Here is an 8,970-nt window from a genome sequence, read left to right as displayed (position 1 = left end):
CTGCGAACATGGTTACGCCGCCGGAGCGGGGAAAATCTCGTCGCTCCAAGCTCGCTACCGCTCGCGCCTCCGGCGGTCTAAGGAAGGGAGCGTGTCAAAAGCCGTGCCGGGCATGGCTGCCTTCCTTCTAGAATCCCAGCCAGCCAAAGCCCTTGGCCATGATGGCGATGATGGCAAGGGCCAGCCCGATCTGCCACTTGAGCAGAGTGTATTTATTTTTTTCGACTTCCCCGCGGACTTTTTCGATTTCCGTGAGCAGCCGCAACTCGGTTTCGCGCAGGTCTCCCCTGGTGGCGAGTTCCCTGCGGCTGGAATCATCGTACTTTTCCAGCGTGTCCCGCAGAACTTCGGCCTGCACCCTGGCCTGTTCCTCGGTGAAACCAGCGGCCTTGAGCTTTCCGAAATAGCCGAGCGTGTCAAAAGTCGCGGTGGTCATGGTTTTCTCCCGTCTAGAAGCCCAGCCAGCCGAAGCCCTTGGCCATGATGGCGATGATGGCAAGGGCCAGCCCGATCTGCCACTTGAGCAGGGCGTATTTGTTTTTTTCGATTTCCGTGAGCAGCCGCAGCTCGGTTTCGCGCAGGTCTCCCCTGGTGGCGAGTTCCCTGCGGCTGGAATCATCGTACTTTTCCAGCGTGTCCCGCAGAACTTCGGCCTGCACCCTGGCCTGTTCTTCGGTGAAACCAGCGGCTTTGAGCTTTCCGAAATAGCCGAGCGTGTCAAAAGTCGCGGTGGTCATGGTTTTCTCCCTTATTGAGCGTACTTTAAACACAGTCTGCCAAAAAGGCAAGCCGACTTTTCCCCGCTCCGGCGGCGCGTGCGCCCCCAGGCGTTTGCTTACTTGCCTTTCCCTTCCTTAGACCGCCGGAGGCACGCGCGGTAGCGCGTTTGGAGCGACGATGACCACCCCGCTCGCTGGCCGCAGCCATGCGCAACGGGCAAAGCCCGATTGCGCGCGGCCTGCTCGCTATCAACGGCGCACGCGCCGTGCCTCCGGCGGTCAAGGATTTGCTCTCCCTTCCTCAACCTGCGGAGCAGCGAGCGGTAGCGAGCAGATAGCGGAGGCGGCGTGTTTGTCCGGCTTTGCCGGCAAACATGGTCACGCCGCCGGAGCGGGGAAGGTCAAGCTGCACGAGGCGCGATCCCGTCAGACGTGGCCGGAGGGTGCCTTTCGCCGAACTGGAAGTTCGGCGCTCTTAAGCGTTTTTCCGACAGGAAAAACAAGATGCCTTTCCTGCCTTTCCTGCCTTTTTCTGCCTTTTTCCCGCTCCGGTCTGTGCCGCGCAACGCAGATATGTTTTTCTGATTTCTGTCCCGGTCAGGTGCCGGGGCAGGAGTTTTTTTATGGACACTTCAGACAGAGAACTGATCACCCTGATGGGTTCGGTGGGGCGTGACCCGCTCGGCTTCGTGCTGCTGGCCTTTCCCTGGGGCAAGGGGGAGCTGGCGGCCTTTCCCGACGGGCCGGACGTCTGGCAGCGGGAGGTGCTGGAGGACATCGGCGCGTCCCTGCAGTCCGGCTCATCCCTGACCACCTCCATACAGGAGGCCGTCGCCAGCGGGCACGGCGTGGGCAAGTCCGCCCTGGTGGCCTGGATTATCCTCTGGGCGGTCTCCACCTTCCCTGACACCAGGGGCGTGGTCACGGCCAACACCGAGAACCAGCTCCGCACCAAGACCTGGGCGGAACTGGCCAAGTGGCACCGGCTCTGCCTCACCCGCACCTGGTTTGAATGCACGGCCACGGCGCTCATCAGCAATCAGCCCGGCCACGAAAAGACCTGGCGCGTGGACATGACGCCGTGGTCGGAGCGCAACACCGAAGCCTTCGCCGGACTGCACAACCAGGGCCGCCGCGTCCTGCTCATCTTTGACGAGGCCTCCGCCATCCCGGACGTGGTGTGGGAAGTCTCGGAAGGCGCGCTCACCGACGCCGACACCGAAATCATCTGGTGCGCCTTCGGCAACCCGACGCGCAACACGGGCCGCTTCCGGGAGTGCTTCGGCCGCTTCCGGCACCGCTGGCACACCCGTCAGATCGACAGCCGCACGGCCCGCATGACCAACAAGGCGCAGCTCCAGCAGTGGATAGACGACTACGGCGCGGATTCCGACTTCGTGAAGGTCCGCGTGCTGGGCGAGTTCCCGAGTGCCGGGGAGACGCAGTTCATCCCCGTGGCCCTGGTGGACGAGGCCATGGAGCGCCGTCCGCAGGCTTCGGCCTACGCCCATGCTCCGCTGGTCATGGGGGTGGACGTGGCGCGCTTCGGCTCGGACAGCACGGTGATCACCTTCCGCCGCGGGCTGCTCTGCGAACCGCAGATCGTGCTCCGCGACATGGACACCATGCGGGTGGCGGGACTGGTGGCGCAGCACTACACGGAGCGCCACGCTCAGGCCGTCTTTGTGGATGGGGTGGGCGTGGGTGCCGGTGTGGTGGACAGGCTGCGGCAGCTCGGCATTCCCGTGGTGGACGCTCAGGCCGGAGCCCGTGCCCTTGACCCGGCGAAGTACGCCAACCGCCGTGCCGAGATGTGGGGCGAGATGCGCGACTGGCTGAGCCTGGCCTTCCTGCCGCCCGGCGACCGCGACCTGAAGCAGGACCTCACGGGGGTGGAGTACGGCTTCACCTCCTCCGGAGCGCTGCAGCTGGAGAAGAAAGAAGACATGAAGAAGCGCGGCCTGGCTTCCCCGGACCGTGCCGATTCCCTGGCCCTGACCTTTTACAGCCCGGTGGCGGCGGTGGGTTCCGGGCCCGCCATGGCGGACACCACCTATGACCCGCTCGCCTGGTGAGGCGCGGCATGGCCGGTGGCGTGAAGAGCATGAAGGAACATGAAGGAGCAGGAAGGAGCATGAAGGATACGAAGGGCAGCGTGCGTTCCTACCACGTCCTTGAAGAAGGGGCGTGGGAGGAGGTGTTCAACAGGCTGCGCGAGCAGGACCTGCTCTGGGCCTTCGACTGCCAGTTTGACGCGCCCGACCCCGGGCACTGGCTGGAGATTTGCCGCAGGCCGGACACGCTGCTGCTGGAGGGGCGCATTGACGGCGTTCCCGCAGGGCTGCTCACGCTCCTTCCCTTTCAGGAGCGCACCCGCTGCGGTCTGGTGGGGGTGACGGGCTACCGCGGCTTCTTCTCCCGGGCGGACTGGCTGGTTCGCGGCGCGCTGCTCTGGTGCTTTGAGCATCTGGACTGCGCCAGCGTTCTGGGCTGTGTGGCCGCGCCCAACCATCACGTTCTGCGCATGGCTCCTCGGGTGGGCTTCCGCATCCTGGGCACGGTGCCCGGGGCCTGCTGGTACGGCAGGAAACAACGCTTTGTGGACGGCGTGCTCATGCTGGCCACAGAGGAAACCGTTAAAAACTGTGAGGTGTAACATGGGATTTGGTGGTGGAGGTGGATATTCCGCACCCGCTCCGTTGCCGGAGAAGCAGGCGACCAAGAGCCTGTCCGCCGGGGCGACCGGTGCGGCGCAGGCTCAGAGAGAGAAGCAGAAGCGCAACCGCGGGCTTTCCGCATCCATTATGACAAACCGCTCCGGGGCAGGCGGGCTGGCCAGCAACACGGAAGGCAGCACCACGCTGGGAGGCTAGGGCATGGCCGTGGATGTCAGCAAGCTGAACCGCCGCTACGAGCAGCTCCGCACCGACCGCGCCGGCTGGGACAGTGCCTGGCGCGATCTCTCCGAGCTGTTCCTTCCGTGCCGCTGGCGCTCGGACAGCGACAACACCGCGCACCTCTCTCCGAAGATCGCCACGCGGCTGGTGAACTCGGCTGGGGTTCTGGCCATGCGCACCCTTGCCGCCGGTATGCAGGGCGGCATGACCAGCCCGGTGCGTCCGTGGTTCCGCCTTGTCCTCAAGGGAGAACAGGACGGCCGCGGAGAATCCGGGGTCAACGCCTGGCTGGATGAAGTGACGCAGACCATGCAGGTGCTCTTCCATCAGAGCAACTTCTACACTGCTGTCCACGGGCTCTACGCCGACCTCGGCACCTTCGGCACGGGGCTGCTCATCGAGACGGCGGACGCGGACGGCATACATTTCCATCTGGTGCGGGCCGGGGAATACGTGCTGGACATCAACGGACGCGGCGAGGTGGACACCTTCTTCCGGCACATCTCCATGACCGCCCGGCAGATCGTGGACCTCTGGGGCCGCGGGGAGAACGTGCCGCAGTACATCCTTTCCGCCGCCGACGCCATGGCCGGAAGCACGGCGCGCTTTGACGTGGTGCACGCCGTCTATCCCCGCAAGGACATGAAGGCCGGGCAGGTCATGGGCCCGGAGAGCAAGCCCTTTGCCAGCGTCTACTTCCTGCCGGGAGGCTCCGGCGCGTCCTCTGTGGGCAGCAGGCCTTCCGTGCTGGACGAGGGCGGCTTTGACATGTTCCCGGCCTTTGCGCCGCGCTGGGACATCAACGGTTCGGACGTCTACGGACGTTCCCCGGCCATGGACGTGACCCCGGACTGCCGCATGCTCCAGGCCATGACCAGGACGCTGCGCGAAATGCAGCACAAGATCGCCGACCCGCCGCTGGTGGCGGATTCCGCGCTCAAGTCCTTCGGGGTGCGGCTGGCCCCGAGCGCCCTCAATTATGTGGATACCACGCGGACGGGCATGACCCCGGTGACGCCCATCCATCAGCCCGAGCCTGCCGCGCTGAACTTCACCATGCAGGGCATCAAGGACGTGGAGCGCATCATCTATGACGGCCTGTACACCGACCTCTTCCGCATGCTCATCGACGACGACCGCCGCCAGATCACGGCCACGGAGATTCAGGCCAAGCAGCAGGAGAAAATGATGCTCATCGGGCCTGTGGTTGAACGCCTTCATAAGGAACTGCTGGAGCCGCTCATCCAGCGCACCTTTGCCCTCATGCGGGACTGGGGCGCTCTGCCCGAAGCTCCCGAAGGCATGGACGGCACGGCGCTGGACGTGACCTTTGAAAGTGTGCTGGCGCAGGCGCAGCGCATGACCGCGACCTCGGCCATCGACCAGGGGCTGGCCTTTGTGGTGCAGGCGGCGCAGGCCGATCCGTCGGTCATGGACACGCTGGACATGGACGCCATGAGCAAGGCCTACCTCGACAGGATAGGTATGCCGGGCAGCTGCCTGCGGGACGAGGACGACATCGCCGCCCTGCGGCAGCAGCGGGCCGAAGCGCAGGCTCAGCAGGAGGCGCAGCAGCAGGCCGCGGCGGCCACGCAGCAGGTTTCGGATGTGGCGGCGGCTGCCAAGAACCTTGGGCAGGCTCCCACCGGGGCGGACGGACAGACCCTGCTGGGGACCATCCTTGGCGGACTGGGGGGCATGTAAATGGAGGAATGGCTTGACCCCGTGGAACAGCAGCAGGCCGCCGAAGAGCGTGCCCGGGAACAGGAACTCCGGCTGCGGGGCGCAGTGCGGGTGCTGGGCAAGTCCCGCGAGGGGCGGTCCTTTCTGGTCTGGCTGCTGGAGGAGAGCGGCGTGCTGCGCCAGGACTTTCCGGCGGACACGGCATCCACGGCCTGGCACGCCGGACGGCGGGCGCTGGGGCTGGAAGTGCTGAGTCTCTGCATCAAGGAAGGACTGGCCGGGCAGCTCTTTCACGAGGCCCTTCAGCACGAGGCCGGGAGTTTAGCCGGTCTATAAAAAAGGAAGCGTTTAGCGGAACTATAAAAAACGGAGGTTCAGACCTTGGAAGGTGAACTGATACAGGAAGGAGCCGCAGCCGCGGCAAGTATGGATGAAGGCAGAAGCGCTCCGCAGGCGCAGGACGGCATTGCCGAAGACGCCGGGGCTTTGGACGCCGCCGGGCAGGACGACGCCGCGCCGCGGGTGCAGGACGGCATCGCCGAGGGCGGCAAGGCGGAAGCTGGCAATCCGGGGGAAACTAAACAGCCGGAAGCGCCGGAGCCCTACGAGCTGACCGCAGCCGAGGACTTCCCCATCCCGCAGGAGCAGCTCTCGAGCTTTACCGAGACCTGCCGCGGGGCGGGGCTGACCCGCGCTCAGGCCGAAGCCGTGCTCAACTGGCACCGCACGCAGTATCAGGAGGATACGGCGTGGCGGCAGCAGCAGGAGCGTGAGACGCGGCAGGCATGGGACAAGGAAATTCTGGAAGACCGTGAGTTCGGCGGCACGGTCCGGAACTATCGGGAAACCGTGGCGGCGGCGCGCCGGGCGCTGGACGCCATCGATACGGACGGCGCTCTGCGCAAACTCCTCAAGGACACGCAGGGACAGTTCCATCCCGCCGTGGTGCGCAGCCTGGCCAGGGCGGGGCGCATGATGGGCGAGCACCGCTTTGTGGGCAGCAGCGGGGCAGGCGGCACGGGCGCGGGCAGACCGCTCTGGGAACGGGTCTACGGCCCTGCCGAGGACAGCAACCATTAAACGCCAGGAGGAATCTATGGCCTACGAAAAGGGCGGGGTCGCAACCCTCGCCGAGATTGAAGAGTTCTACAAGGGGCAGAAGCTCGACACCACCATGATCGAGCTCATGAATCAGACCAACGACATCCTCACGGACATCCCGTTCCGTGAGGCCAACAAGACGGACGGGCACGAGACCCGCATCCGCACCGGCCTGCCCGAGGTCTACTTCCGCCGGCTCTACCGCGGCACGCCGGTGAGCAAGAGCCAGTTCAACCGCGTGACCGAAGGCTTCGGGATGCTGGAATCCCGCATGGAGCTGGACGTCAAGGAGAAGGAGCTTTACGCCGAGGCCTTCAACGCCTACCGCCTTTCCGAGGGGCTGGCGCACACCGAAGCCCTGCGCCAGAAGGCGGCCAAGCTCCTGTTCTACGGCGACCACAAGCAGAACGCCGACGAGTTCGACGGCCTTGCCACCCGCTATTCCAAGAAGGACATGCCCAACGTCATCGACGCGGGCGGCACGGGCAAGAACCTCACGTCCATCTACCTCGCTTCCTGGGGGCCGACCACGGTGCACGGGCTCTTCCCCAAGCACTCCGTGGCCGGGCTGAAGCACGAGGACCTGGGCAAGTACACCACGGCGGACGGCAACGGCTACAAGTTCGAGGTCTACGGCGACCTGTTCTCCTGGAACATCGGTCTGGCCGTGCGCGACTGGCGCTCCGTGGTGCGCATCGTGAACATCGACACCACCAAGCTCACGCTGGCCGCGGGTTCGGAAGGCTACGTCGACCTCAAGACGCTGCTCATCCGCGCCAAGAACAAGATGCCCGAAGCCATGCGCGCCAAAGCTGTGTGGTACGCTTCCGAGTCCGTGCTCACCGGTCTGGAAATCCAGTCCGCCGACAAGTCCAACGTTCATCTCACCTACGGCGAATACTTCGGATCGAAGAACGTCCCGGTGCTGCACGGCCGTCCCATCCGCCAGTGCGACGCCATTTCCGAAGCTGAAACCGAGGTCAAGTAAGGAGGTACGCAGTTATGATTCTTGACGACAACCTTATTTCCATTGACGGCAAGGAGCTTGGCTCCGACCCCATCACCGGCGAAGCCATCGCCCTGACCTCCTTCCAGAAGCCCGGCCGCATGGGGCCCATTCCCATGTATACGGCTGTGACCGGGGATGCGGCGGGGGGCACGTCCATCACCTTCAAGCTCCAGCAGGCGGACGACAAGGACGGGGTCTTTGCCGATGTGCCCGGCTCGGAAATGGCCGTGGCGCTCGCGGACATGGAAGCGGGCAGAAACCTTGCCTGGCGCTTCCTGCCTATGGGCGTGACCAAGTCCTGGATCAAGGTGGTGGCCACGCCCGAGGGCGAGTTCTCCGGCGGCAAGCTCACCGCGGCCGTGGTGCGCGAGGAAGTCCTGCCCTACGAAAAGGGCATGTACATCGACGGCGGCGTGGTCGAAGGCTAGGGCTGACGCGGAAACGGGGAGGGGCGTTCCCGGACGCCCTTCCTTCAAGAAGGATTCAGCAGGAATTCAGCGGGAAATCAGCAGGAATTCAGGAGGACGGAACATGGCGGCCACGGTGGGCAAGCTGGACATCTGCAACATGGCGCTGGGCTTTATCGGCACACGGACCATTGCCTCGCCGGACGAGCGCACGCCGGAGGCCATTCAGTGCGGTCTCTACTGGGACACGGCGCGGCGGGCGGCGCTGCGGGATTTCCCTTACGGCTTTGCGCAGAAGCGCTTTGTGCTGGCGGAAAAGCCCATGCCGGAAGTCTATGCGCGGGAGTGGCGCTTCTGCTACGGACTGCCGGACGGCTGTTTGAAGCTGCACCGCGTGCACGGCGGCAGGGCGGGAAGCCTGGGAGCCGGGGACGCGCCTTTCCGCATCGTGGAGGACGGCGGGCGCTCCGTCATCCTCTGCAGCGTGGAGCAGGCGCTGGCGGATTGCAGCGTGGACGTGGAGGACGTTTCGCTCTGGGACGAACTCTTTGTGCTGGCCATGGCCCGCAGGCTGGCCGCGCTCATCGCCGTGCCGCTCCTCAAGAACAATCCCGGCAAGGTGCAGGAACTCGTGCAGCTCTATCAGCAGGCCGTGCCTCAGGCGGACGGTCAGGACGCGAGCGAGGGCAGAGAACGCAGAACGGCAGACGCCTGGCTGCTGGCAAGGGGGGCATGGTGAGCATTTCCACGGACAGAAGCCGCGTCATCTACGAAGGCAACGGCGCGGCCAGGAGTTTTTCCTTTGACTTCAAGGTCTGGGACACGGAACAGATTCGCGTGGTGGAGGCCGACGAGTTCGGCACGGAAACGGACGTTACCGGAAAGGCGGCGGTGGAACTCAGCGCCACGGGCGGCACGGTGACGCTGCCCGAAGCTCCGGCGCAGGGGCACAGGCTGGCGGTGTACCGCTCCATGCCCTTTCTGCAGGAAGACCGCTACCTCACGGGGACGCGCTTTGACGCCCATGAAATAGAGGATGCGCTGGACGTGGCCTGCGCCGAACGCCAGGAACTCAGGGAGAAGCTGGGGCGGGCGGTGGCGCTGCCCATCACCAGCACCGGCACGGGGGCGGACCTGCTCAACGACATCTTCAG

General features: G+C 65.1%; 12 protein-coding genes. 10 read left to right on the top strand and 2 right to left on the bottom strand.

Annotated features, from left to right (window positions below):
- Nucleotides 1-127: 127 nt before the first annotated feature.
- A complete protein-coding gene (locus Q0Z94_RS10330; protein ID WP_298069439.1) occupies nt 128-436 on the bottom strand; it encodes a hypothetical protein in 309 nt (102 codons plus the stop codon).
- Between the two features lie 13 nt (nt 437-449).
- A complete protein-coding gene (locus Q0Z94_RS10325; protein WP_298069437.1) occupies nt 450-737 on the bottom strand; it encodes a hypothetical protein in 288 nt (95 codons plus the stop codon).
- Between the two features lie 605 nt (nt 738-1,342).
- On the opposite strand from Q0Z94_RS10325, the gene Q0Z94_RS10320 reads away from it, so the two are divergent.
- From Q0Z94_RS10320 to Q0Z94_RS10275, 10 genes are all read left to right on the top strand, one after another.
- Complete coding sequence (locus Q0Z94_RS10320; protein WP_298069435.1) at nt 1,343-2,794, top strand: terminase; 1,452 nt, start codon at nt 1,343-1,345, stop codon at nt 2,792-2,794.
- A 59-nt stretch (nt 2,795-2,853) separates the two neighbouring features.
- Complete coding sequence (locus Q0Z94_RS10315) at nt 2,854-3,375, top strand: hypothetical protein (RefSeq protein ID WP_298069433.1); 522 nt, start codon at nt 2,854-2,856, stop codon at nt 3,373-3,375.
- A 1-nt stretch (nt 3,376) separates the two neighbouring features.
- A complete protein-coding gene (locus Q0Z94_RS10310; protein ID WP_298069431.1) occupies nt 3,377-3,592 on the top strand; it encodes a hypothetical protein in 216 nt (71 codons plus the stop codon).
- A 3-nt stretch (nt 3,593-3,595) separates the two neighbouring features.
- On the top strand, nt 3,596-5,320 hold the full coding sequence (locus tag Q0Z94_RS10305; protein ID WP_298069429.1) for a portal protein: 1,725 nt from the start codon (nt 3,596-3,598) through the stop codon (nt 5,318-5,320).
- Nucleotides 5,321-5,635 carry a hypothetical protein gene (locus Q0Z94_RS10300; protein ID WP_298069427.1) on the top strand — a complete coding sequence of 105 codons (315 nt, stop codon included), beginning with the start codon at nt 5,321-5,323 and terminating at the stop codon, nt 5,633-5,635.
- A 45-nt stretch (nt 5,636-5,680) separates the two neighbouring features.
- A complete protein-coding gene (locus Q0Z94_RS10295; protein WP_298069425.1) occupies nt 5,681-6,379 on the top strand; it encodes a hypothetical protein in 699 nt (232 codons plus the stop codon).
- Nucleotides 6,380-6,395: 16 nt separating this feature from the next.
- Complete coding sequence (locus tag Q0Z94_RS10290) at nt 6,396-7,388, top strand: major capsid protein (RefSeq protein WP_298069423.1); 993 nt, start codon at nt 6,396-6,398, stop codon at nt 7,386-7,388.
- 14 nt (nt 7,389-7,402) lie between these two features.
- Complete coding sequence (locus tag Q0Z94_RS10285; protein ID WP_298069421.1) at nt 7,403-7,837, top strand: Bbp16 family capsid cement protein; 435 nt, start codon at nt 7,403-7,405, stop codon at nt 7,835-7,837.
- A gap of 103 nt (nt 7,838-7,940) precedes the next feature.
- The gene (locus tag Q0Z94_RS10280) at nt 7,941-8,555 is read left to right on the top strand and encodes a hypothetical protein (protein ID WP_298069419.1); all 615 of its coding nucleotides are present in this window, start codon (nt 7,941-7,943) and stop codon (nt 8,553-8,555) included.
- A partial coding sequence (locus Q0Z94_RS10275; protein WP_298069417.1) for a hypothetical protein occupies nt 8,549-8,970 on the top strand: 422 nt, incomplete at its 3' end. The genes Q0Z94_RS10280 and Q0Z94_RS10275, both read left to right, overlap by 7 nt.

Origin of the sequence: uncultured Mailhella sp. (assembly GCF_947631555.1) — a bacterium.
Lineage (GTDB): Bacteria > Desulfobacterota > Desulfovibrionia > Desulfovibrionales > Desulfovibrionaceae > Mailhella.
This window is presented reverse-complemented; position numbering and strand designations above follow the sequence as displayed.